The organism is Pseudomonas cichorii, assembly GCF_015471405.1.
In the GTDB taxonomy this organism is placed as follows: domain Bacteria; phylum Pseudomonadota; class Gammaproteobacteria; order Pseudomonadales; family Pseudomonadaceae; genus Aquipseudomonas; species Aquipseudomonas serbiensis.
The window spans coordinates 292,034-316,144 of sequence record NZ_BLVZ01000008.1; the positions used below are offsets into that span (position 1 = coordinate 292,034).

Here is a 24,111-nt window from a genome sequence, read left to right on the forward strand (position 1 = left end):
TATGAAGGGGGCTGGCTTTCATATAGTCAGCCCCTCTACACGGTCACCATCATGCCCTCTGACACTTGCTTGCAGGATGAACACCTTCGCAGCCGCTTTCGGGCGCTGGACAGCTTTCTGTTCGCGTACCAGTCGCTGTGGCGACCAAAGCCTTTCACGCAAGCGCACATGCCGTGGGAACAGCAATATCCAGAACTGGCCACATGGCTGCGCCAGCGCACGCTGGATCAAGCAGAAACCGCGCACAACCACCCCGAACGGCTCGATGCGCCCTACCCCTTCAAGCAACTGGCGGACGAAGCCTTTGAGCTGGGGCAGCTCGGCGAACTGCCTGCCTACCCGCTTGAACCGGTGGAGCCACACCAGAGCGTCGATGTGCCGGGGCGTAAATGGCAACAGATCGAAGCCTTTGCCAGCCATCTGCAATTCCGGCAAAGCGCCACCCACTGGCTCGACTGGTGTTCGGGTAAAGGGCATCTGGGCCGTCGCCTGACACAAAGCGGACAGAAAGTGACCTGTCTGGAGCGCGACCCGGCCCTGATCGAGGCCGGTCGTAAACTCAGCGCACGCCAACACATCGAAGCTGAGCATGTGGAACAGGATGTCATGGCAGATGACACCTGGCGCCACCTCAAGCCCGAACACTCGCCCGTCGCCCTGCACGCCTGTGGCGATCTGCATGTGCAGTTGATGCATGTCGCTAGCCAGACAGGCTGCATACAAATGGCCATCGCCCCGTGCTGTTACAACCGCACGCGGTTCGACGAGTATCAGGCACTTTCCAGCGAAGGCCGCAGCTCAGCCTTGAAGCTGTCGCGGGACGAACTGGGCCTCCCACTGAGCGAAACCGTTACAGCAGGCGCTCGTGTCCGCCGCCAGCGCGACACATCCATGGCCCGGCGACTTGGGTTTGACCTGCTGCAACGCCAGTTGCGCGGCATTGATGAATATTTGCCCACACCCTCGCTGCCTGTCAGTTGGCTGGACAAACCCTACAGCGATTACTGCCACGAACTGGCAGACCTGAAAAACCTTCCAGATCCGGGCCAGCAGGACTGGGCAGAACTGGAGGCCGCAGGCTGGAAGCGACTGGCTGAGGTGCGCAATCTGGAACTGGTGCGCAACCTGTTCCGTCGACCTCTGGAGTTATGGCTGGTCCTGGATCGAGCCATGTACGTGCAGGAGCATGGTTACAGCGTCAGCGTCGGCACTTTTTGCGACAGCCAACTCACCCCGCGCAACCTGCTGGTTCTGGCACAAAAGCAATGACCCGAATCAACGGAACATCCTGTGGATAACTCTGTTGATGAAAATTCAGACAAGCGTTCTAAAACCTTAGTGCGCCAGTTACTGAAGCGCCTTGTTTTTTCCTGACACCCCGGTCAGAAGCCGCGGAAAACGGCACTTCGCGACAAAACGCGAGCATCCGCACGGATCGGCGGAAAAATCGTTTTCATTCTGAACGGGTTGTGCATAAAGGCTCTGGGACGAGGTGTTTTTGAAGACGGCCTTCGCGAGCAAGCTCCCTCCCACAGTCTCAATATGGGGGGGCTTGCTCGCGAAAGATCGTGCATCAACTCGCTTCCACACACTCCAGTGATCGCTCCACCATCACCTTGGCCATTTCTGCCATATGCATGGCGGCAAAAGCCAGGTCGCGCTGCGAACCATTCAGATCGTCTCCCAGCTCATAGGCCGTTGCCGATGCACATCGCAGGAAATCCATCGCATGCAGCAACGTCGCCTCAAGGCTCATGAAATCAAATCCTTTGTCGTCTCCTTTTGGCGGACGACTTGTCGGCAGATAACAGGCCATGGCCCGCTTGACGACTGATTGATCGAAAACAGGCGCAGTGGACGCCTCGTTGAAAGGTGGATCAGGGGTAATCTTGACCATGCGTTTAGCTCTCCATTATGGAGCTGCCAACAGATCGCTACTAAACGAAAGGGTGGCAGCTGTACGCGAGTTAGTAGACCGGTGAGCTAAGAACCGGCGCACCCGGAGGTGCCAAGCGCACAGCCGCCATAACAGGCAGGCATGAAACGCCTGACAGAATGCGGTTGTGTTACGCCTTAACCCACTGGGCTACTAAACCCGATCGCTGATAAGCAGCGACCGACGCAGACTAGAAGCACAAACAGAGAGGCGCAAGCGGGCTGGGATTCTCTCGGAAATGTCTGTCAAAAGAAAGGGAACGGACCTGCAAGTTCAGGCCAAAAACGTTGCAAGGCATCACAAGACAGGCGATGAGGGGTGGCAGCCGTACACAGGTTAGTCGACCGGTGAGCTAAGAACCGGCGCACCCGAAGGTGCCCTGCGTACAGCCGCCATCAAGGAGTGAGCAGCGAGGTTTTATCTGCGTGCCAGCTCATGTTTGACGCATTGCTCGTAGTAGGTTTGCTTGATGGCAGCGGGTTTGAGGCGAGACGAACTTTTATAGGTCTGTTCCGTGATGCCCATGGCGGTCATGCGCATCCAGGGTTGGGGGAACTTGCGGGTCTGTAGTTTGTTGCGAGCACCATAGAGAGAAATCCCGGCAAGCTTCGACTCCTGAGCCCCCGCCGCAATGCCCGAACCCCATGTGCATATAGAGCGAGTGCTCTTGGTCAACTCCTTGGCCTGAACCCCGACCGAAACGCCGGCCAGGACAAACACCGCAACGGTCAATGCAAAACTCCGCATAGCGCCAGCACCCAAGCTTCTGAAAGGAAAGCGAGTTTGCCAACGAAACAGAAATCAAAGGGCCAGCTATGTGCTTCTTTTCAGGGATGTTTTTTGAATGTGGCGCTGGTTCGCGAATGAATTCGCTCCTACGGACAAACAGGGTGGCTGGGCTCCCGCAAGAGCCCACTTCCAAGGCCTCAAAACCTTGGTTTGACGGTCTTCCAGTCCGGCTTGTAACGCTGCATCTGTTTCACATCATCGCGCTGACGGATGCCGCAGCTCAGGTATTGGTCGTGTAGCTTGCCCAACTGGTCGTAATCCAGCTCCAGCCCAAGGCCCGGGGCGCGGGTGATTTTTACGCAACCGTCGACAATGGGTAGCTTGCCGCCTTTTATCACCTCTTCATCCGGCTCCTGCCAGGGGTAATGGGTGTCGCAGGCGTAATCCAGATTGGGGACCGAAGCGGCGACATGGGCCATGGCCATCAGGCTGATGCCCAAGTGCGAGTTGGAATGCATGGATACGCCAAGGCCAAAGGTCTGGCACATCTTCGACAATGCCTGGGTATCACGCAGTCCGCCCCAGTAATGGTGGTCGGCCAGAACGATCTGCACGCTGTTCAACGCCACGCTACGGCGGAACTCATCGAAGTCGGTCACGACCATATTGGTGGCCAACGGCAGACCGGTACGTTTGTGCAACTCGGACATGCCTTCAAGCGTTGGCGTCGGGTCTTCGTAATATTGCAGATCATCGCCCAGCAATTCGGCCATGCGAATGGAGGTTTCCAGTGACCAGTTGGCATTGGGGTCGATACGCAGCGGGTAACCGGGGAATGCCCTCTTCAGGGCCTTGATACAGGAGACTTCATGCTCAGGTTCCAGCGCACCGGCCTTGAGCTTGATGCTCTTGAAGCCATACGCCTCGATCATGCGCCGGGCCTGGGCCACGATCTGTTCTTCGTTCAGGGCTTCGCCCCAGTTGTCCGGTTTGTAGGGCGAATCGATGTGCTGGGCGTACTTGAAGAACAGATAGGCGCTGAACGGCACTTCATCACGAATCGCGCCGCCCAACAGATCCACCAGCGGCACATTCAGGTAATGGGCCTGAAGGTCCAGAAACGCGACCTCAAATGCCGAGTAAGCGTTGCTGACCGCCTTGCTGGCATGAGAGCCGGGCGCCAGTTCCGCACCGGCCAGGCTGTCGGTCTTGTTGGCGGCTACAGTGGCCTGCACGATGGCGCGTAACTGGTTGAGGTTGAACGGATCAAGGCCGATCAACTGGTCTTTCACACGCTCCTGAATCGCCAGCGCCGGAGCGTCACCATAGCTCTCGCCCAAACCTATATAGCCGTTGTCGCTCTCGATCTCGATGATCGAGCGCAGTGCGAAGGGTTCGTGAATGCCGCTGGCATTGAGCAGCGGCGGATCGCGAAAGGCGATGGGGGTCACGGTCACTCTTTTGATTTTCAAGGTAAGGCTCCTGATCCTGGTATCAGTGTGTTGCCGCGCGCTCAGGCACGGCCGCTTCGACGGGTTTGCCATGGCGGCTGACGGGCGTTGTGCGAGCAAAGAAGATCACTACGGCGGCCAACAGCGAGGTCGCTGCCAATCCGTACAGGCCACCCTCGATCGAGCCGGTGGTCTGTTCCAGAATTCCGAACGTCGTAGGCGCAACAAAGCCGCCAAGATTGCCGATGGAGTTGATAAGCGCGATCACCGCTGCCGCGATGCGAGCGTCCAGATAGCTTTGCGGGATCGGCCAGAACAGCGCGGATGCAGCCTTGAAGCCGATGGCGGCAAAGCAGATCGCGACGAAGGCAAAAACAGGCCCGCCGGTTGTCGACATGAACATGCCAAACGAAGCGATAACCAGCGTCAGCGCAACCCAGGCCTGTTGAAACTTCCATTTGCTGGCCATGGCAGCAAAGCCGTACATCGCCACGATGGAGATGATCCAGGGCACCGAGTTGAACAGTCCGACCTGGAAGTCGCCCAGGCTGCCCATTTTCTTGATCATGCTGGGCAACCAGAAGGTCGCGCCGTAGATCGTCAGGGCGATGGAAAAGTAGATGAAGCAGAACAGCGCGATCTGCCGGTCAGCCAGCAGTTTGAACATCGAAGGCCTGACAACCTGTACGGCCTCACGATCACGCTGCTCCTGGGCAATCGCGGCAATCAGTACGCTTTTCTCTTCCTCGCTCAGCCATTTCGCTTCGCTTGGATGGGATTGCAGCCAGAACCAGACAAAACCGCAGAGCAGAACGGAGGCAAAGCCTTCGATCAGAAACATCCACTGCCAGCCATGCAGGCCGAGCCCCGAGATATGCAATAGCGCGCCGGAAACCGGCCCGGAAATCACCGAGGCAATGGCCGAACCGCTGAGGAAAACCGCCATGGTCTTGCCACGCTCGGAAGACGGCAGCCATTGGGTGAAGTAGTAAATGATGCCGGGGAAAAACCCGGCTTCGGCCGCACCGAGGATAAAGCGCAGGACATAGAAACTGGTTTCGCCACGCACAAAGGCCATGGCCATGGCCGCTGCGCCCCAGGTGAACATGATGCGCGTCAGCCAGACGCGGGCACCGTAGCGTTGCAGCAGCATGTTGGAGGGCACTTCAAACAATGCGTAGCCCACAAAGAACAATCCGGCACCCAGCCCGTAGGCTGCGGCGCCAATACCCAGGTCGGTTTCCAGATGGCTGCGCACAAAGCCGATGTTGACGCGGTCGATGTAATTGACGATGAACATCACCACGAACAACGGCAGCACATGGCGTTTGACTTTGGCCGCTGCCCGGGCAAGCACAGGAGCATCGGTGGGGCTCTGGAGGCTCTTCAAGATACGACTCCCGTTCATTGTTTTTTTAGGGACGAGTCGATCATGGACGCGGCGATTGATCCCGTCTAATCTAACTTGGCATTCCATTGATACCCGGATTAGATCAATGTTCGAGCTCACTCAACTGCGCTGCTTCACCACTGTCGCGACTGAACTCAACTTCCGCCGCGCCGCCGAACGGCTGAACATGACCCAGCCGCCGCTCAGTCGGCAGATTCAGTTGCTGGAACATCACCTCGGGGTCGACCTGTTTACCCGTAACACCCGCAATGTCGCCTTGACTGCGGCAGGCCGCGCCTTCTTTGTCGAAGCCCAGAACCTGCTGGAGCGTGCCCAACAGGCTGCCGCCACGGCCAGGCGATTCGCCGAGGGTGATATCGGCTCAGTAAATATCAGCTTCGTCGGCAGTGCGGTGTATGAGTTTCTGCCCAAGGTCATCGCCGAATCGCGACTCAAGCAGCCTCACGTCAGAATCAACTTGTCGGAAATGAACACTTATCAGCAGCACGAAGCTCTTCGTGCGCGCCGCATCGACCTGGGTATCGTGCGCACCCCGTTGCTGGAGCCCGGTTACGCCACCGAATGCCTGGTGCGCGAGCCCTTCGTGCTGGCCGTGCCTTGCAGTCATCGTCTGGTCGACAGCAAAAGCGTGTCGGTCCAGGACCTCGATGCACAGCCGTTCCTGATGTACTCCCACTCAGCCTACCCGCCGTTCAACGAACTGCTGACCGGCATGCTCCGCTCTGCCCGCGTTGCTCCGGAATATGTGCAGTGGCTTGGCTCGTCACTGACCATCCTGGCGCTGGTCAATGCGGGAATGGGGCTGGCGCTGGTCCCGCGCTGCGCAACCAGCGTGGTATTCAAGAACGTGGTGTTTCGGAATATCGATCTGGGGGAAGGTGTACAGAGCGAACTGCACCTGATCTGGACCGAAAACAACGACAACCCGGCCTTTGCGATGCTGCTGGAGGGGATCCGCAAAGCTGTGCGCGAAGGATGGGGCGACAGCAGTCATTAGGGTTTACGTACCGGACGAGGGCTTATAGGATAGCCGCGCTAGTTTTTTCTGTTAGTTCCCTTGGACAATAACCGCAATTGCCTGGCTATTGAGTCAATAGCCATAGCGTATGTCTGTGGGAGACAATCAGGAAACATAAAGAAACAATTAAATACGAGTACGCTTCCTTGCGCGCGTTTCCAAGCGATTACTGAGTACATGACGATGAGCAATCCTGATTCTGTATCTGATAAAACACCTACCTTCAGCATTGCCATAGTCAATTACAAGACTCTCGAAATTACCAAGATTTGTCTGGATCTGCTGCAACAGCACCTGGGCGGCACCCCGAATCAGGTCTGGGTGGTGGACAACGATTCAGCCGATGACAGCACTGAATACCTTCGCACTCTGGACTGGATCAACCTGATCGAGCGTAAAAGCCCTGGCCCGGAAAGCGGCCACATCGCCCACGGCAAAGCCCTCGATATGATCCTTGAGCGGGTCGAAACCGATTACCTTTTCCTGCTGCACACCGATACATTCATTTTCGACAAAAACGTATTTTCGATGATGCTGGACAAGATCATCCAGAACCCGAAAGTTGCGGCTGTTGGCTGTGTAGAGCAACTAAACCGTGGCACCGCCAGAACCATCTGGCGCTTCAGTTCCCGACTGTTCAAACACCACTTCCGCCGCCTGAAACTCTCTCTGGGCCTGCGCTCCAAACAGCCCAAGCCTTATCGCGAAGAACACCTGAAAAGCTTCTGCACCCTCTGGAACACCAAGCTCATGAAGCAGCACGGCCTGCACTTCCAGATGGATGATCGGGTACCGGGTTATACCCTGCAGGACACCATGATCCAGCTCGGCTATGACATCGAGTTTCTGTCGCCACGCAAGATATTCAGCTACCTGGACCACATCCAGGCAGGTACTGTCTCGGCAGCCGGTGGTTATGACACGACCCATCGACGGGTCAAGATGTACAACGATATCCTGCGACGTATCAACAAGAGCAATGCCAACGGGCAAAGCGCGTCGACAATGAACACGTGATGACTTTCCAACTATTGGAGCGGCAATGACTGCAACTCAACAAACACTGCCGATCACCTTGGCTCCAGAGCTTGATTTTGACCTGGCTGCCGCTGGCGAGCTGGGTCAGTCGCTGACCGATACCTATACCCAGGCTGCACCCTTTGCGCATATCGTCCTCGACGACTTTTTACCGCAAGACCTGATCGCCAGCATCTGCGAGCACTTTCCCGCCGAGCCGACCGACAACGAAATGCTCTACGAGCGCGGCTACAAAGGGCAGCACAAAAGGCAGATCAGCCCCAATGAATGCGACCCTCATCTGAAGAAAGTCTTCAACGCCTTCAACTCGGCACCCATGCTGCACTTTCTTGAAAAGCTCACCGGCATCGAAGGCCTGATACCTGACCCGTATTTCACAGGCGGCGGCCTGCATGAAACCAAAAAGGGCGGCTTCCTGGGCGTGCATTCGGATTTTCGGCTGAACAAAAAGCTCAATGTCGATCGCCGGATCAACGCCATCATTTACCTCAACCCGGACTGGAAAGAGGAATACGGCGGCAACCTGGAACTCTGGGATGTGGACATGCGCACATGCCTGAAAAAAGTCCTGCCCATCTACAACCGCTGCGTGATCTTCAACACCGACGCCGACAGCAACCACGGCCACCCGGAACCCCTGACGACGCCCGAGCACATCACCCGCCGCTCAATCGCGCTTTATTACTACACCGCCTCAAAAGGGCCGGTCGACCCCACGCAAAGAAACAAGACCCACTACAAGCCAAGGCCCAAAGACCTGCTAAGCCCCAGGTACTACCTGAACAAACTCATCAGAAAGAAAAACTGAGGGGGGCGTCGCCAAGGTCAAAACTGATCGTGTCTCAGATTGGAAAACTGCGCATTGCGATTCTGTAGCTTGCGCAGTGTCAGTTTGTAGACGCTGGATTTGACCTGGCTGCCCATCGGCGTTTCTTCGAGCAGGATCCGGTTCGAGGCATAGGCACAGCCGGTGTTGATCATCTTGTACTTGAGCTGGTACAGGCCGGCATCCATCTTGGAGAACGCGAACACCGCACCGGCCGGGACGAATGCATGCCGAAAGGCATTGCGGCCCACTGCATCCGTGACCTTGGCGTAAACCGCCGACTCACCGCCCGTATTGTCGATGATGATCTGCGACCAGCCGTTGTCCTTGCGCAGCGGCATATCCTTCACATAACCCGCCTTCTGCGGCCATGCAGCGCCCATTGGATCAAGATCCGGTATCACGCACTCGGGCTGTGCCGGGTCCACCAGCTTGATCGGACTCCCCACTGGCGCATCCACTGGAGCAGGCGCTGGCTTGACCCAAGTGTGAGCAACCGGCAAGGCCTCGGTAGGCACGTAGGCTTTGCCTGCATCCGGGTCATAACCCATCCAGACACCGGCCCCGCAAAAAATCATGAACACCAACGCCCAGCGCAGCACACTGCGCCGACGTTTACGGCCTGTTGGCCTGGATGGCGGCGGGCTCGCCTGAGCCGCCCGAGGCGGCGGTGAAGCAGGCTGAGGCCTGTGGGCAGGACCTGCGGCCGCATAAGCACTGGCAGCGCGCGCACCACTGGTCTGAAGCTGCCGACTCCGGATATAGGCTTCCCTGGCCTTCTGTTCCTCATAAGCGAGCTGCGCGTCATAAGCCGCGCGCTTTGCAGCATCTGCCAACACATCATGAGATGCATTGATAATGCACATCAGATCCGAAGCGTCGGGAGCCGGGTTTCTGTCCGGATGCAGCTGCTGCGCCAGCTTGCGATAAGCCTTCTTGATCTGTTCAGGAGAGGCATCGCGAGCGACCTTGAGCTGCTCGTAATGAGTAAGTGTTCTTTGCATATGTCTTGCAATCCATGGCGGCATGCCATTTAACAAGCTCTATATCGGCAAGATTTCCTCTTACATCAGTCTCATGTGGCCAGCGGACAGACTGAAATGCCCGGATCCTTGGATCCGGGCATTTTTGAAGCATTAGTTCAGATTAAAAATGACCACTTTCCAGACAACCCCCGACCAGCGGTTTACTGCACTACCGTAGCCAGGTCTCGATCCCTCGAATACCAACGACAATCCTTGTCTTGTCGGCTGAAAAGCCAACAACCCTTTCCGTTACTGCCAGTGGTCCGGGCCGTTGAAACCAAGCTTATGCAAGCCCCGGCAGCCCCGCAAACGGTGGCAAATGGCCGATCTCTATCCCGAGAGGAATACCAGTCCGAATGGCCACTATTCCTCAAGTACCTGATTCAAAAGGCCTACTCAAAAAGTCCGAATACCACACAAGCATCAGCCACCCGCCAAAGCGCCCAAGACAACGCCTCCCCTCCTTACTTTCAACACCACCCTCCAGCCCCATCGCCCAGCAACCGGGGAAATCCCCTACGCACCGACCTCCCGCTATCCTGCATTCAGGCCATGAGCCACAAGGGTTTTCAGTTTTTTTCAACCGAATCAGACAGCTAGGCTTTACAAGCGCAACAGACTCTATATACTCGCAGCCCATTACGCCGGTATAGCTCAGTTGGTAGAGCAACTGACTTGTAATCAGTAGGTCCCGGGTTCGACTCCTGGTGCCGGCACCATACGAAGTACCAAGAAAGGCTCACCGAAAGGTGGGCCTTTTTTGTTTGTGGCGCAGTTTGTGGGAGGGAGCTTGCTCGCGACGGGGCCAGTGAAACTCTCGACCCCATCAGCCCAGACTTCCACCAGATGTAGGACTCTTCTGAACTTCGAGGATACCCGCAGCAACCGCTTGTAGATGCCTGACGCCGCGACTACCTTCCTGCCTGTCGCGAAACCAGCGACCGGGTTTAGTCGCCCGAACATCGTCAAGCCAGAATGCGCCCCTATCCAGCGCCCGCGTCCTTGAGACCGGCGTGATGTTTTATGGTGGCTATGCACGGGGCACCTTCGGGTGCGCCGGGTGCTTGACGTCCCGGTCGACTAACCCGCGCATAGCCGCCACCTTTCGTTTAGTCGCGAAACGTGATGGCTCAACCACGTCAAGGACGTCACCATGATCAGCACTACGCCACACCAAGCTCACGACATCAGCGTCGGCCTGTTCAACGTAAAGCCAGGCATCAAGATTGAAGATGCCTTGGGGCTTGCCTCTGAATATCTACTTTGCGCAGGGGCAACCGCTTACGAGACTGTGGATAACAGCACAAAGGAGTTTCGGCCATTGGCCCAGGCAGTGGTGCATCAGATAGAGGCAGCGCGGGCATTGGTTCAGGCGGCGGTGGCGGAGCTGGAAGACAGGAAGAAGGCGGTATGAAAGTCTGTATGAGTTCGTGTCCTGTGATGGATGCATATTTCTAAGAGGGTATCCCCTCCATAGCTGCCCTGAGGCACCTATCAGCTTGGCCATTTCTTGCGCCAACCTTCGCCCGTCTCTTTCTTCAGGAAAGAGACGGGCGCTCCTACTGCTGCAGCTCAACTCGTATGAGGCTTTGCGGCATTCCGCCTCGTGACAAACACCGAAGTCACCAGCAACAGCGATGCAGATGATGATGCCGCAGACCAGGGAATGGACTGCACCTGACTGACAGTCAGGCATGCCCCAGTCGTCCCATTGCTGCTTGCACCTGGCTCAGGATCCTCAGGCGCTGGTCTCGTCAGCCAGTGCTGCCTCCACCCGCCCACCGGTAACGGTGTTCAGGAGGCCAGATCATGAGATGTCCTTGCTCCCGGTTGTAAGGAGCCGCCAGTCCCGCGTAGTGGACATTCCCCACAGGTCGCAGGGGCCTTGATCCCTGATAACACTCAGCATTCTTGGCGGGATGACGTGGGGCGAGGATCGGAGAACGGCAGATGAGGTGACCGATATGGCACTGGTGGGTAGGCGCGACGGCCGCAATTTTGGCTACGGCAGGCAATTGAGCTATGCAGGGCCGCAGGCACTGAAAGACATGTTCGGTGGCGGTCATTACGGCACTGTGAAGGCACACTGTGATCGTTGGTTAGCATTCGTGAAGTGGTGCCGCTCCGAACAGGGGCCTGGTATCAATGATGCCAGGCAGATTGATCGGAAGGTGTTGGCCGATTATGCGGCGTATCTGAGCGACGTGGTTAGGCGCGGTGAGCTTGCTGTCAGCACCGCACAAAACCGGCTATCCAGCGTTAACAGAACCATGGCGGCGCTTCGCGGTGATCAGTGCGTGAAATTGTCCAGCCCGAGCAAGGCGTTGGGCATGCAGCGCACTGGCGTTCGCGAATCGGTGCCGCAAGGCCAAGACCGCGAACAGGTTCAGCAGATCGCCCATGCGCTTTGCCTCCATCATCAGCAACGGGCCGCCGCGATTGTTCTGCTAGCGCGAGCCACCGGCATGCGTTTGCGTGAGGCCATCTTGGCGGATCTGCCACGACTAAGCCGTGAGGCTAACGAACTAGGCACGATTAACATTCAGGAAGGTACCAAAGGCGGCCGCGTCGGGGCTTCAGCGCCCCGTTGGATTACGGTGAACGACCATGTCCGCGAGGCGCTTGGGTTTGCACAACAGGTTTCGCCTGCGGGTAGCCGCAACATGATTGCGCCACACGAAAGCTACCTAAGTCTTCTGCAACAACTTATCCGCCCGGCGCGGGACATCCTGCATGCACTCAACCTCAAAGGCTTCCACGAGCTACGTACGGCGTACGCATGTGAGCGCTATGAGCAAATTACCCAACATCGCGCACCTCTCAACGGCGGCCAATGCTGGCAGGTAGATCGGAACCTTGATCGTGAGGCCCGGAGGCAAATCAGTTATGAGCTGGGGCACGGCAGGATCGACGTGGTCGCTGCTTACATTGGCGGGCGAGCTTGATCATGTCATTTGATATGGAGGTGTTCATGGCTGGCGTGCTGACCGGCTCGCACGCAACTCGGCAACGCCATGTGCGGCAGGCGAAAATCATCCAGGCTGAGATTGCCGCGCGCTGGCAGCGAGAGACGCCTTGGGTTTGGCAGAGAAAGCATGTCGCGTGGTTTCTCGATCATCGGATGAGCCAGCGCAGTGAAGCGACGCGGTATTACTACGTGCTGACGGCCCGGCTGCTCGCTCGTCGCCTAGAAAAGTCATGGGTGTTCAGGCTCTAAGCGAGGAGCTGATTTTTGATAATCGTCATGGAAGGCACTCAACCGGAAGCGAACCGCCAAGGGGCCCGGCTCATGGCTTGCCCAGGGTGGGTCCGGCGCCTCGGCGAAAAAGATGGCATTAGGATATTGCTCCATGCTATCTACTGTGTATGTTCAGCAAAAACCTGTCATCTCCTCGATGACGCATGTTCGGATTATCGCGAGTGCTCATCAGCGTCAACGGATGGCAGGACTTTGACCAGCTTGTATTACTAATTGTAAAAAAATCTCTCATAACACATAGCAGATGGACATGCCATGACCGACAGAAGTGCAGTTGATACTATCCGAGGGTATTTTTACCAGTTTGATCTGTCCATCCTCAGCGTCTTGCAACTGCCGTCACTGGAAGACTCCATTGAAATCGAGTGCGTCGAGGACATTGATATCCGGACCGCAAATGACGTCACTGCTACGCAGTGCAAGTATTATGCGAAGACCGAATACAACCATTCCGTTATAAAAGACGCAGTCAAGCATATGCTATCCCATTTCAAGGAAACTTTGACAGGAACGAAATCTAAAGTCTCTTACTCAATTAGAGGGCACTATGCCTGTGGCCAGGAAAAACTGGACGCTGGTGTAGATATCGATTTTCTGAAGAAGCACTTCCTGACCTACACGAAAGAGAAAATCACCTACTACCATCACGTGGAGTTAGGTCTTTCCGATACTGAACTTGAAGAGTTCCTTAAGCTTTTGAGCATCGACATTAGGGCAAAAGCATTTGATCAACAATTTGGAGAGGTTATCGCGGCCCTCCAGGCGGCGCTCGGAGGGACGAAATTTTCAGCCGAGTATTTCTTCTACAATAACGCGCTTGCGATCATTCGTGACTTATCGATCAAAGCTGCGACGAAAGACCGAGTAATTACGAAGAAACAATTCTTGGCCAGGATCAACACTTCTAGCATTCTGTTCAATGAGTGGTTTGTCGAGAAGAAAGGCAAGAAAGCTCACTTAGCAATGCTTCGCAGTGAGTATTTTACGGAGCTGAATATTTCAGCGCACGAGCGCTTTTTCATGCTACAGGTAGACACGAATTCATATGAGCGAGGCGAACTCAAAGAGTTAATCTTTGAAATTTCAAAAAAATGGTCAAAATTGTCTGTACGTGAACCTTCTCCTTTCTGCCCATACATATATATTCACGGAGTCTCAGACTGCGAACTGATCAATCTGAAGAGAGAACTTAGCACAGAAGGGTTCAAGGTAATTGACGGTCACGACTTCCAAGGGGCGGAGTTCAGCCACCAATCGATAGTTCAGAAGGCAACGCACGGCAACGGCATTAAGATCAAGGTGTTGAACACACTTCCCAATGTCGAGGAAACCGTAAACACTATTACAAAGACACGGCGGGTCTACCAATTTCACTTAGGCAACTCTTACTTCCAGTATGACAATCCCGCGGTCCGGCACATAAAGATTCAAGTAGAACGGCTGACGGACGTCAAATCAATAATCTAACCGCAGGGACGTGAATATGAATTACGAGCAGGTAGAAGACAAAATAAATGCCCAGGTAATCGCGGTATTTCCCGACAAAGTACGCATTGTTGTAGATGACCTCGAAGAATTTAAAACTGCGGAAGAATCGCTGAGGGTCGGCTCTTACGTGAAGATTGCCGATAACGAAAATGCTGTTCTTATAGCAATTATCGAAAACTTCCAGATTGCCGTCAGTGCCACCGGGAAGCGAGATTACATAATCGAAGCATTCCCGATCGGCATCCTGCGAAATGGGAAATTTGAACGCGGCGGAGATTCGCTTGCCATCCCGCCCAAGGAGGTTCAGCCCGCGACCATAGCTGACATTACGAAGATTTACGACGACTCAGTCCCCCCGAGTGAGAGGTTCCTTTTTTCGAAGCTGGCCTCAAACGGGAACGTTCCAGTGCCCGTCAACGGAAACAAGTTTTTCAACAAGCATATTGCAGTGGTCGGTTCAACCGGTTCCGGGAAATCGCACACATTGGCTACCATTATCCAGACGGCGGTAGCAGGAAAGGACGGCGACTTTTCCCTTAACAATTCTCACGTAATCATTTTTGATATACACGCAGAGTACAGATCGGCATTTCCTGCTGCGAACTATATCGATATCTCTAATTTGGTTTTGCCGTACTGGATGCTGAACAGTGAAGAGTTGGAAGAGTTCTTTCTGGACACCGAGGCGAATGATCATAACCAGAGGAACATTTTCAAAGAGGCGATTATTACGGATCGACGCGCAAAGTTCGGTGGTTCAGAAATCGACAAGCAAAAAATCCACCTCGACACGCCGATCCTGTTCGATATCAAAGAAGTGCTTTCCTATGCCATAGCCAAAAACGAAGAAATGATTGACAGCGGAGAAGTCTACGCTGCCAGTAACAAGGAGAAGGCCGGGCAGCCCAAATACACACAAGGCAGTCTGTACGGAAAGCTTACTAATTTTATCAACCGACTCGAGAACAAGGTCAACGATACTAGACTTGAGTTCTTCCTAGGCGAAAAATCAAAAAACATCACGTTTGAAGAAACACTTCAGCAATTGCTCGGATATCCTCTGCAGAGCAAATCAAACGTGACTATCATTGACCTTAGCGGAGTTCCATTTGAAGTACTCAGCATCACAGTATCGCTTATTTCGCGACTGATTTTCGAGTATGGATACATCTACAAACGCATACGTTGCACAAAGAATCCTAGCGAAAAAATAAACAACGACGTGCCAATTCTTCTGGTCTATGAAGAGGCACATAAATATGTCCCTAACAGCGAGCTTTCTAAGTACAAGTCTTCCAAGGGCTCTATTGAGCGGATTGCTAAGGAAGGCCGCAAGTATGGCGTCACACTTTTGTTAGCGAGCCAGCGGCCCTCAGAGATATCTGAGACGATCTTTTCCCAATGCAGCAATTTCATTGCGATGCGCCTCACCAATCCGACGGACCAGAGCTATGTCAAAAAGCTCCTTCCTGATTCACTTGGATCTTTAATCGACAAGATGACATCGTTCCGGCAGGGAGAAGCTCTATTAGTAGGTGAGTCCATCATCCTACCCTCAATCGTCCAGATTGAACCTTGCGCCGATGCTCCGTCGTCCAATGACATTCCTTATTGGCAACTTTGGAAGCAAGAATGGAAAGAGATGGACTTCGCAGAAATAAAAGCTGAGTGGTATAAGTAGCCCAGCACTCGGCAAGCCGGGTCGCCGCTGTCGTCCACCGAAGGTAGCGGCCCTAAGTCAAAATATGGAGCTCCCTTAGAGATATCAGCAACTCTAGTGGGGACGCCCCATTTTACACTCTACTCTGGCTACTCTTGGCCGCTATTAACTGCCAGACGTACTTGTCAAGGTACTTTTAGAGATAGTAAAGGAGTAAAGAGGACAGATTTATTTTTCAGCGCTGATTGATGTGTGCCATTAAATAAATCTACCTCCTTCTCTCTGAGATCTTCCTCGCTTGTTAACTTATTTTTATGTCCAGGAGGTATCACAATTGGGCAATGAGCGCTTCGTAAGGTGGCAAGGGCAAACAATCAGCCAGCTATCTACCGCCCTCGCTTTGTTTTCTGGCCTGTCGGTGGGAGGCCTAGGCTTTCTATTTTCCCTTCTGCGTGATGCTTCATTCAAACCCACAGGGATATTGGCTTTACTATTTTTACTTGCCCTCCTATCGCTGCTTGTTGCTTCTATTTCTGGCTCAGCAGCCGTGGTAACACGCCTGCTTGACTTCCGCCTTACCGCTCAGAAGTTGCGCAAGACGAATAATGAACCGCTGACACTCTTTGGCACAGACGCCTCAAAATATGGCAAAGCCACATGGATATTATTCTGGATTCTCTTAGTCTCCTTCACCATTGGTATACTACTAAGCAGCGAAGTGATAGGAGCGTCCTATTTAGCCAGCATATTTTGCGCCGTTGGCTTCTAACGCCCCAAACCCCGCTAATTTAATCAAATGGATAGCCAGAGGCTGCGCCTTTGCCTACCTGTTAGCCTAATTATTATGCACAAAGGTGATTCTGTGCCACTCAGCCAAGAAGCGCATCAATTTCTGACAGATGAAATGTGTATAGACACCCAAGATCTGACAGAGAAGATCAGCAGTTTAAGTTGCGGCAGTCATGTGGGCGACATTTGCAGAATGGTTGAGGACTTCATCATCTCTTTGAAGAAAGAGGATGCCGAAGAGGAGATTCAGAAAATCTTCTTAAGATACGAGAACCTCTTTGAAGACGAACATGCTTACGCAATCATCGATCCAATTCGGCACGCATTTGATGGGTTTGCATACGGAGGGCTTCACCAACTCTTCACTAGACAAGAAAATGAAGCATGGTACCCAAGGGTACTTCTAACTAAAGAGCTAAAGCCTAACGACATCGAAAGCCTTGCAGAAATTGTTGATATCTACCGAGGGTGCAGCATGAGCGAACACATAACCCAAAAATATGGCCAGTCTTGGTCAACATCTAAGAACGTAGCTAAACAATTTGCTTATGTGCACTACCAAAATCAACCATGGTTTAACTTACAAGACCGCACAGTACTGCAGTCCACAATTTCCAAAACAGCTATTTTTTACTCAAAGCAAGAATGTGAGTTTGAGGTTGTGGTAAACGTTGACCTACTAGGAAAAGTTCTAATTTGTCCATAACAAACAACTCAACTATCGCTTGTTTCATTTGCTATGAATACAAGGCCTACACTTTTCCTGGCCGCAAACAGCTTTTATGCAAAGTAACTGGGTCGTTTACCATTACTTAGCATAGCTGGGGAGACGCCAATTTTTACTCAAGCACAATATCCTGCCATGCCTCAAGGGCAATAGACTTTAATTTGAATTTGCCTGCGTCTACGTAAGATCGAATGAATGCCAAAGGATAGCTTTAGGGATACAGACCCCAGCATAAAAATAATAAAACTATATAAAACAGGTGGTTATGTATACCTTCGACTCCTGGTGCGACCATACTCAGTACCAAAAGAGGCTCACCGAAAGGTGGGCTTTTTTTGTTTGTGGTGGTTTTTTCGCGAATAAATTCGCTCCTACCCCGTCCGCCGTAGGAGCGAATTTATTCGCGAACCACCCGACTGTAGGACTCCCCTGAACTTCGAGGATAGCTGCAACACCCGCTTGTAGATACCTGACGTCGCGACTACCTTCCTGCCTGTCGCCGAAGCCAGCGTCCGAGTTTGGTCACCCGAACATCGTCAAACCAAAATGCGCACCTATCCAGCCCTTATCGCCAGCAGCCATCCCTCGGGCACCCGAGACAATGTTATAGGTAAAGCCTTTACCTCATAACCTCAGCTCTTCACCTGAGTCATTCGCCGCCAGCCATGTCGTGAAAATTCCAATGGCACGGGGCGACGACAAACTAAGTCTCTGAAAAGCCAGGGTATAGAGCGCTATACCGTCGGTAATCAACCGATGAGCCAATCGTTCCTGCTCCTGGTCACGAAAGGCCACACATCGGGCACCGTCCAGACAGAGACGGGCGGCAATACGAAAATGGGCCGCAGCTTCATCAGGCTTGAGAGACGCCAATCTGATCAGGTCGTGGGGTGGAAGGCGGGACAGTAGTGAGCGATCAATCATGAAGGGAACCTCCGTGATCGAAGTGCAATAAGGTCTGACGTAGCGGGCGGTGCCCGTGCGTAAAAGGGGGGTAAGCCAGCATCCTTGGTTCCTCAGACGGATTAAGGAACTGCCATCCACCGTTGCGACACGGAAAAGGGTGGCAGACCGTACGAGGGTCGCAAACCGGTGTCTGAGGAAACCGGCCAGACCGAAGCCTGCCCCGCACGGTCCGCCATAGAAATACGCTAGCTGGACACTAGAAGCGCCAGCTAGAGAGCTATGGCACGAAACCGCGCCTCAGAAACACATCAGGTTGCGACACCCGGCCACAGGATTGACTGTGGCGAGACTAGGCTAACGGCAGGGCTGCAAATCTAATAGTCAGACCACACCCACGCAATCAACGTATGTGTCTTGTTGTTTCGTAGGCTTTTTCTGGCAGAGCTTTCTAACCAATACCTGCCAGCCCAGACACAATTGGCAGCAGAGGATGTCAGCCCAACCAATCAGGAAACAACAACCCTCTCAACCTTGGCCTCATCAATTGCATCAACCGCAGCAGCACTCGTAACCGCCGACTTCCGTTTCCGTGCATCGCGAAGCTGCATCCAGAGCAGGCTTGCGGCGAGGGAGGCGGCAACGGTGAGGGTCAGCCACAACACGATCAGCAGGTTGAAGGAAACGCCGTTGTTCAGTTCGCGGAAGATGCCGAGTGCAAATGCGGTGTACCAGGAGATCGCGGACAGAGCGCCAGAAACCAGGAATATGGCGATACGGCTACGCGAAACGCCATCGAGGATCGGTTGACTCATGTCGCGCAACACGACGGGCAATACGAAGACATGGATAAGCATGCCATTGAGTGTCAGGGCCGAGACGATGCATATCTTTGCCCAGAGTTTGGGGTTGCCGAGCTTTTCCGGGGATTCAAGGCTGTAGAGGGCGAGAAACCCCAGGCCGGAAAGCCAAAGAAGGCCAAGGCCTATGGCGACCACGGTGCTGATGAAGGTGAAAGTGCTCTTTATTTCAGCCGGCAAACTGCCCTTGCGCATCCAGCGAAGGATCCAGTAATCCAGCATGGTCGCGCCGCCCAGGCCGAAGCACAGGCCGAGAAGGTGAAGGCCCACCAGAACCGTCAGTACGCGCACGTGCGGGAGCGGGTCCGGTAAGTCGATCCGCAGTTCACGTGTGTCTGCCAGAGCGGGCTCAGAGACAATTATTGCCAATGTGGCAGCCATTAAAGGCATGACTAAATCAAGCGGGCGAGCAGTTCGTTTATGCATTGTCATTACCCCGGCCAAGCAGACCTTATCCGTAAGAAAACCAAATCCTTGCCGAAGAATAATGAATAGCAGCTAAAAGAATAATTAAAATTCTGTATTGTTGAGTTTGAAAAATATTGCTTGATTTTTATTGCCGACAAATGAGTAATTGGAAGTTTTTTATTTTTCCTCACAAACTATCGATACCGAAACATTTTCTTACAAATCCCGTATCAATCTTTAGCTTTTTACCCATACTTACTCTGACGTAAGTACTTTAAATCTTCTGAAAACAAATTAACAGTTTCATTTTTCAAATGTCCTGAAATTCCGATTGGGCATGACCACCCTGCCTGCCTGCTTGCTGGTGACGCAGGCGGGCATGGGTGCGGCCATCCCATAAATGACTGTGTGCAGAGGAAACCTTTGCGCCGGGAGCGGCATATGACCGCATTCATATAAATCCGTTCGCGGCTACAGCATGTGTAAAGATTCTTATCACTTACATCAATTATGAAGGCTTTTATAACGATTGTTATCTAGCCTCTTCAAACCTCTGCCAGATCAAACAGCACCCGAGAGCATCGGGTCGGGCAAGTCGAAGAAACGACAGCCTGAAGTTTCAATTGATTCACAAGGCACGCTACGAGTGATGCAAAACTTCCAGCAAACCGACGAAAAGCGGAATAACTGGCGTTTAATGATGTGAATAATGAATTAACAGGCACTTGGGAGTCAGCCATTCGCGTCCTCCCGAATGCGTCTCCCAGTGCTGCTGAAGATCCGTCGCAATGCCAAATGGGTGCTGGAAGCCCCACCTCTTCACATGCCTGACAGATCAATACGCTGCCGCGCCCGAGCTTTGCCATGTAGCCGAGTTGGTAGAGGGCGTGGGCAAAAACCGTATCCAAACCATGATCACTGATACCCATTCAGTATCACCGAAATATTAAGAAACATTCCCTGCGACCGATATAGCGTTATTACTCCAATCGTCTTGGCTCTCACGAGAATACAAAAATGTCGTTACGGAACCTGGGTATCGCATCAAGGGCCACTCTGGGGTTTGCGCTGATCGCTCTGATCGTGGTGCTGCTCGGGCTGTTGAGCTTGCAGAAATTGCAGTCGTTGAATAAATCGAGCAGTGATATCGGCAAGATCTGGTTAACCAGTACACGCTTGCTCGGCGAGATGGCTGACACCACGACTCGCTTTCGTACCATGTCATATTTCATCCTGGTCAATCGCTCCAAGGCTGATGTCGACAAGGCCGAGGCTCGGCTCAATACGCTGACGCAAAAGGCCAATCAGATCGCAGAAAGCTACACATCATTGATCAGTTCCCCGGAAGAAGCTGAGACGTTCAAGCAGTTCAAGGGTGCCTTGCAAAGTTATCTGCAAGCGCAAGACCGCCTGCGCAAGATTTCGTTGGCGGGTGAAACCGATCAGATCAATGGCTTGATTGTCGGCGATCTGAAGGTCTACTCGGACCAGATGGCACCGCTCCTCGAAAAACTGATTGCCTTGAATACCGCCGGCGCCAACGCGGCCGTGGAAGATGCCAGTAATCAGTACCAGAATTCTCGCTTCATCATTGCCGGGGTGATTATCGCAGCAGCCTTGCTGACGGCTCTGCTGGCGGTGCTGCTGACTCGCAGTATCGTGCGTCCGCTCAAGGATGCAGTCCAGGTGGCGGAAGATGTGGCTGCGGGTGACCTGAGCAAAGACGTTGTAGTGCAAGGCAACGACGAGATCTCGCGCTTGCAGCAGGCCTTGAGCGGGATGCAGCTCAATCTGCGCAAGACCATCCAGCAGATTTCCGGGTCTGCCACACAACTGGCGTCTGCGGCAGAGGAGCTGGATGCCGTGACCAATGAGAGCAGCCGCGGGCTTCAGCAGCAGAATAACGAGATCGAGCAGGCAGCCACCGCGGTCAATGAAATGACGGCGGCAGTTGAGGAAGTGGCGCGTAATGCGGTGTCGACCTCCGAGGCTTCGCGGCTTTCCAGTCATTCGGCGCTGGAAGGACGTAACCGGGTCAGTGAAACCCTGTCATCCATTCAACAAATGACACGGGATGTGGCGGTGACGTCCGATCAGGTCCGCTCGCTGGCTCAGCAATCCCAAGCGATTGGCAAAGTGCTGGATGTGATTCAGGCCATTGCGCAGCAAACCAACCTGCTGGCTCTGAACGCGGCCATCGAGGCTGCGCGTGCCGGTGAGGCAGGCCGTGGGTTTGCGGTAGTGGCCGATGAGGTTCGGGCACTGGCGCATCGTACCCAGACATCGGCTCAGGAAATCGAAGTCATGGTGGGCGGCATCCAGAACGATACCGAACAGGCTGTGATATCGATGCAGAACAGCAGTTCCAAGGCCGAAGCAACTCTGGATGTTGCCCAAAGCGCGGGGCAGGCGCTGGAAGAAATCACCAAGGCCATCAATGAAATCTCCGAACGCAACCTGGTCATTGCCAGCGCCGCCGAGGAGCAGGCACAAGTGGCGCGTGAGGTTGATCGCAACCTGGTGAACATTCGCGACCTCTCGTTGCAGAGCACGACCGGTGCCGATCAAACCACCACTGCCAGCCATGAGCTGTCACGCCTGGCAGTGGATCTGAACAAGATGGTGACCCGCTTCAAGGTTTCATGAAGCGTCAGGGGATGAGGATGACCTTCTCTCCCCTGCCCTCGTTCACTTCGGCATAACGCGCCAGCCCTTCGCTCAAGGGCGACTCAAGCAACCCGCTCGGCAGTTCCAGCAACCCTTGATCGAAGAACTGCCCGAACTGGTTGAGCATCCCGGCACAGGCCCGGCAGTCGTAGAGCAGCGAGTTGATGCCGACCACAGAACCGCCCTTGCGATACAGCGCCAGGGCTGGCAGTTGCACATGCCCGTCGACAGGCGCGGCGATGATTGCGATGCGGCCGAAGGTGGCCAGCGCCGGTACGGCAGCGGGCAACCAGAAGCCGGTGGTGTCGAAGATCACGTCTGCGCCACCCTTGAAGGTTTCGTTGACCTGGCTGGCCAGGCCTTGCGGCGTGTCGAGCAGAATCCCGTCGAAACCTGCGGCTTGCAGGTTTTCCAGATGCTCGGGACGACGCACCGCACCCAGCACCTGAGCGCCAAGTATCTTGCCCAGTGCCATGGCCGCGCTGCCGACCGCGCCGTTCGCTCCAATCACCAGCAAACGGGTATCGCGCGCCACAAGGCTGCGTTGCAGTGCGTCCCATGCGGTGGTGTAAGGCACGCCGAGGCTGGCGGCCTGAACAAAGCTCAGGGCCTTGGGTTTCAAGGCAACGCCTTGGGCGGGCAAGGTCAGAAACTCGGCGTGGGAGCCATCCCGAAAAAATCCCGGTTCCTTGCCGGTTCCCCAGACTTCCTGGCCCAGCAGCGCTTGAGGGCCTTCGATAACCACTCCGGCGAAGTCGCGTCCCGGGATACGTGGCAGTGTGGTGTAGGGGAAACGTCCCAGTACGTTCTTCACATCGCTGGGGTTCAGGCCTGCGGCTTTCACCTGGATCAGGACTTCGCCTTCACCGGCTACGGGCTTGGGCAGTTCGACGAACTCCAGGGCCGCGAGGTCGCCGGTTCGGGAAAATTGCAGGGCTTTCATGGGTGTCTCCGCTCAAACGTATGGAATGCGCAGAGTGTAGGGAAAGGTTGAGGGGGCTATCGGCCAAGGGCTTCTGGCTATCGGTCAGGTAGACATATTCATGTCTTTCATAGAATCGCGCTTACAGATAGCGCGAAGGTGCCATGCCCAGCTCGCGACGGAACATGTCGCTGAAGCTGCTGGGTGTATAGCCCAGTGACCGGGCGATACGGCTGACCGGTACACCCTGAATGATTTCCGCCACGGAGGTCGCCAGTTGCACTTGTCTGCGCCATTCAGCGAAGCCCATGCCCAGCACGCCTTGAAACAGACGGGCCAGAGTCCGGACGCTGGCACCAGCGTTTGCAGCGTGTTGCTCGAACGGGATATCCAGCGATGGTTCGCTCATGACTGCCTGGCAGATATTCATAAGACGCCGGTCGGAGCCGTCGGGCATCGGGACTTTCAATAGTGATCGCTTGGCTCGCTTGAGTTCCAGCAAGGCCAGATTGACGAGCGCATCGTAGTAGTGCGGCTCACGATCACGATCCAGTGCGACGAGACTGAGGATAAGCTCACGCAACAAACCTCCGGCCTCGAAAACCTGGACCGTACTGTCCAGTGTCCGGGCCAGGGCCGGTTGCAGGTAGAGGGTGCGCATTTCCAGTTCGGACACCACGCGGATGCCATGCTCGACACCCGGCGGTAACCACACAGCCCGCTGTGGCGGTACGACCAGCGCTTCCAGCGGTGTCTCGACCCACATCACCCCGGACATCGCATACAGCACCTGACCCCATACATGTTGATGCGGCTCGGTGTAATGCCCACGTGGATAGGTGCGCGCCAGAGGTTGCACGGGAATGTCGGTATCGGTGAGGTCGGGAGGTACGGCGAGGGCCATGGGCTTGACCGGCTGGTGCGGGAATCTGTGAATGGTAGCCGACAACATTGATCGGCCCCCATAAAAAATGCCCCGATCCAGAGACCGGGG

20 protein-coding genes, 1 tRNA gene and 1 pseudogene are annotated in these 24,111 nt (G+C 54.4%); 13 read left to right on the top strand and 9 right to left on the bottom strand.

The features are described 5' to 3' along the window. The first annotated feature begins 1 nt into the window (after position 1). Positions 2 to 1,269, top strand: a pseudogene (locus tag JL015_RS14995) (methyltransferase). 304 nt (positions 1,270 to 1,573) lie between these two features. On the opposite strand, the gene JL015_RS15000 reads toward JL015_RS14995, so the two are convergent. The 4 genes from JL015_RS15000 to JL015_RS15015 form a co-directional block, all read right to left on the bottom strand. Continuing rightward, positions 1,574 to 1,897, bottom strand: coding sequence for a DUF6124 family protein (locus JL015_RS15000; RefSeq protein WP_201018989.1), 324 nt, complete (start codon positions 1,895 to 1,897; stop codon positions 1,574 to 1,576). A 456-nt stretch (positions 1,898 to 2,353) separates the two neighbouring features. Beyond that, positions 2,354 to 2,683, bottom strand: coding sequence for a hypothetical protein (locus tag JL015_RS15005; protein WP_201004144.1), 330 nt, complete (start codon positions 2,681 to 2,683; stop codon positions 2,354 to 2,356). A gap of 179 nt (positions 2,684 to 2,862) precedes the next feature. Continuing rightward, positions 2,863 to 4,137 carry a glucarate dehydratase family protein gene (locus JL015_RS15010; RefSeq protein WP_201018990.1) on the bottom strand — a complete coding sequence of 425 codons (1,275 nt, stop codon included), beginning with the start codon at positions 4,135 to 4,137 and terminating at the stop codon, positions 2,863 to 2,865. 22 nt (positions 4,138 to 4,159) lie between these two features. Continuing rightward, positions 4,160 to 5,506, bottom strand: a complete 1,347-nt coding sequence (locus JL015_RS15015; RefSeq protein ID WP_201018991.1) for an MFS transporter — start codon at positions 5,504 to 5,506, stop codon at positions 4,160 to 4,162. A 106-nt stretch (positions 5,507 to 5,612) separates the two neighbouring features. On the opposite strand from JL015_RS15015, the gene JL015_RS15020 reads away from it, so the two are divergent. The 3 genes from JL015_RS15020 (at position 5,613) to JL015_RS15030 (ending at position 8,391) form a co-directional block, all read left to right on the top strand. After that, positions 5,613 to 6,524, top strand: a complete 912-nt coding sequence (locus tag JL015_RS15020; RefSeq protein ID WP_201018992.1) for a LysR family transcriptional regulator — start codon at positions 5,613 to 5,615, stop codon at positions 6,522 to 6,524. A 204-nt stretch (positions 6,525 to 6,728) separates the two neighbouring features. Beyond that, positions 6,729 to 7,562, top strand: a complete 834-nt coding sequence (locus JL015_RS15025; protein WP_201018993.1) for a glycosyltransferase — start codon at positions 6,729 to 6,731, stop codon at positions 7,560 to 7,562. Positions 7,563 to 7,587: 25 nt separating this feature from the next. Next, positions 7,588 to 8,391: a 2OG-Fe(II) oxygenase gene (locus JL015_RS15030; RefSeq protein ID WP_201004154.1), complete on the top strand. Its 804-nt coding sequence runs from the start codon at positions 7,588 to 7,590 to the stop codon at positions 8,389 to 8,391. A gap of 17 nt (positions 8,392 to 8,408) precedes the next feature. On the opposite strand, the gene JL015_RS15035 is transcribed toward JL015_RS15030, so the two are convergent. Continuing rightward, positions 8,409 to 9,413, bottom strand: coding sequence for a J domain-containing protein (locus JL015_RS15035; protein ID WP_201018994.1), 1,005 nt, complete (start codon positions 9,411 to 9,413; stop codon positions 8,409 to 8,411). A 664-nt stretch (positions 9,414 to 10,077) separates the two neighbouring features. Between JL015_RS15035 and JL015_RS15040 the strand changes: the two genes are divergently transcribed. The 8 genes from JL015_RS15040 (at position 10,078) to JL015_RS15075 (ending at position 17,336) form a co-directional block, all read left to right on the top strand. Then, a tRNA-Thr gene (locus tag JL015_RS15040) sits at positions 10,078 to 10,153 on the top strand. Positions 10,154 to 10,587: 434 nt separating this feature from the next. Then, positions 10,588 to 10,848, top strand: a complete 261-nt coding sequence (locus JL015_RS15045; protein WP_201018995.1) for a hypothetical protein — start codon at positions 10,588 to 10,590, stop codon at positions 10,846 to 10,848. A gap of 550 nt (positions 10,849 to 11,398) precedes the next feature. Beyond that, entirely contained in the window at positions 11,399 to 12,379 is a 981-nt protein-coding gene (locus JL015_RS15050) for an integrase domain-containing protein (RefSeq protein WP_201018996.1), read from the top strand. A 26-nt stretch (positions 12,380 to 12,405) separates the two neighbouring features. After that, entirely contained in the window at positions 12,406 to 12,651 is a 246-nt protein-coding gene (locus JL015_RS15055; RefSeq protein ID WP_374063428.1) for a hypothetical protein, read from the top strand. A 297-nt stretch (positions 12,652 to 12,948) separates the two neighbouring features. Further along, entirely contained in the window at positions 12,949 to 14,160 is a 1,212-nt protein-coding gene (locus JL015_RS15060) for a DUF4297 family anti-phage-associated protein (protein ID WP_201018998.1), read from the top strand. A gap of 16 nt (positions 14,161 to 14,176) precedes the next feature. Further along, complete coding sequence (locus JL015_RS15065; protein ID WP_201018999.1) at positions 14,177 to 15,862, top strand: ATP-binding protein; 1,686 nt, start codon at positions 14,177 to 14,179, stop codon at positions 15,860 to 15,862. Between the two features lie 313 nt (positions 15,863 to 16,175). After that, entirely contained in the window at positions 16,176 to 16,610 is a 435-nt protein-coding gene (locus JL015_RS15070; protein ID WP_201019000.1) for a hypothetical protein, read from the top strand. Between the two features lie 93 nt (positions 16,611 to 16,703). After that, the gene (locus JL015_RS15075) at positions 16,704 to 17,336 is read left to right on the top strand and encodes a hypothetical protein (RefSeq protein ID WP_201019001.1); all 633 of its coding nucleotides are present in this window, start codon (positions 16,704 to 16,706) and stop codon (positions 17,334 to 17,336) included. A gap of 645 nt (positions 17,337 to 17,981) precedes the next feature. Here the strand turns inward: JL015_RS15075 and JL015_RS15080 are convergent. After that, positions 17,982 to 18,281 carry a hypothetical protein gene (locus JL015_RS15080; protein WP_201019002.1) on the bottom strand — a complete coding sequence of 100 codons (300 nt, stop codon included), beginning with the start codon at positions 18,279 to 18,281 and terminating at the stop codon, positions 17,982 to 17,984. Between the two features lie 488 nt (positions 18,282 to 18,769). Beyond that, the gene (locus tag JL015_RS15085) at positions 18,770 to 19,552 is read right to left on the bottom strand and encodes a hypothetical protein (protein WP_201019003.1); all 783 of its coding nucleotides are present in this window, start codon (positions 19,550 to 19,552) and stop codon (positions 18,770 to 18,772) included. Between the two features lie 993 nt (positions 19,553 to 20,545). Here JL015_RS15085 and JL015_RS15090 point away from each other — a divergent pair. After that, entirely contained in the window at positions 20,546 to 22,174 is a 1,629-nt protein-coding gene (locus JL015_RS15090; RefSeq protein WP_201019004.1) for a methyl-accepting chemotaxis protein, read from the top strand. Positions 22,175 to 22,178: 4 nt separating this feature from the next. Here JL015_RS15090 and JL015_RS15095 read toward each other — a convergent pair whose 3' ends face one another. Continuing rightward, a complete protein-coding gene (locus tag JL015_RS15095) occupies positions 22,179 to 23,138 on the bottom strand; it encodes a quinone oxidoreductase family protein (RefSeq protein ID WP_201019005.1) in 960 nt (319 codons plus the stop codon). 121 nt (positions 23,139 to 23,259) lie between these two features. Continuing rightward, on the bottom strand, positions 23,260 to 24,021 hold the full coding sequence (locus tag JL015_RS15100) for an AraC family transcriptional regulator (protein ID WP_201004266.1): 762 nt from the start codon (positions 24,019 to 24,021) through the stop codon (positions 23,260 to 23,262). Positions 24,022 to 24,111 lie beyond the last annotated feature (90 nt).

Bases quoted from the DNA above. Each gene is read 5' to 3' on its own strand.
- JL015_RS15000 (WP_201018989.1), bottom strand. From the start codon at position 1,897: ATGGTCAAGATTACCCCTGATCCACCTTTCAACGAGGCGTCCACTGCG.
- JL015_RS15005 (WP_201004144.1), bottom strand. From the start codon at position 2,683: ATGCGGAGTTTTGCATTGACCGTTGCGGTGTTTGTCCTGGCCGGCGTT.
- JL015_RS15020 (WP_201018992.1), top strand. From the start codon at position 5,613: ATGTTCGAGCTCACTCAACTGCGCTGCTTCACCACTGTCGCGACTGAA.
- JL015_RS15025 (WP_201018993.1), top strand. From the start codon at position 6,729: ATGAGCAATCCTGATTCTGTATCTGATAAAACACCTACCTTCAGCATT.
- JL015_RS15030 (WP_201004154.1), top strand. From the start codon at position 7,588: ATGACTGCAACTCAACAAACACTGCCGATCACCTTGGCTCCAGAGCTT.
- JL015_RS15035 (WP_201018994.1), bottom strand. From the start codon at position 9,413: ATGCAAAGAACACTTACTCATTACGAGCAGCTCAAGGTCGCTCGCGAT.
- JL015_RS15045 (WP_201018995.1), top strand. From the start codon at position 10,588: ATGATCAGCACTACGCCACACCAAGCTCACGACATCAGCGTCGGCCTG.
- JL015_RS15050 (WP_201018996.1), top strand. From the start codon at position 11,399: ATGGCACTGGTGGGTAGGCGCGACGGCCGCAATTTTGGCTACGGCAGG.
- JL015_RS15055 (WP_374063428.1), top strand. From the start codon at position 12,406: ATGGCTGGCGTGCTGACCGGCTCGCACGCAACTCGGCAACGCCATGTG.
- JL015_RS15060 (WP_201018998.1), top strand. From the start codon at position 12,949: ATGACCGACAGAAGTGCAGTTGATACTATCCGAGGGTATTTTTACCAG.
- JL015_RS15065 (WP_201018999.1), top strand. From the start codon at position 14,177: ATGAATTACGAGCAGGTAGAAGACAAAATAAATGCCCAGGTAATCGCG.
- JL015_RS15080 (WP_201019002.1), bottom strand. From the start codon at position 18,281: ATGATTGATCGCTCACTACTGTCCCGCCTTCCACCCCACGACCTGATC.
- JL015_RS15085 (WP_201019003.1), bottom strand. From the start codon at position 19,552: ATGACAATGCATAAACGAACTGCTCGCCCGCTTGATTTAGTCATGCCT.
- JL015_RS15090 (WP_201019004.1), top strand. From the start codon at position 20,546: ATGTCGTTACGGAACCTGGGTATCGCATCAAGGGCCACTCTGGGGTTT.
- JL015_RS15095 (WP_201019005.1), bottom strand. From the start codon at position 23,138: ATGAAAGCCCTGCAATTTTCCCGAACCGGCGACCTCGCGGCCCTGGAG.
- JL015_RS15100 (WP_201004266.1), bottom strand. From the start codon at position 24,021: ATGGCCCTCGCCGTACCTCCCGACCTCACCGATACCGACATTCCCGTG.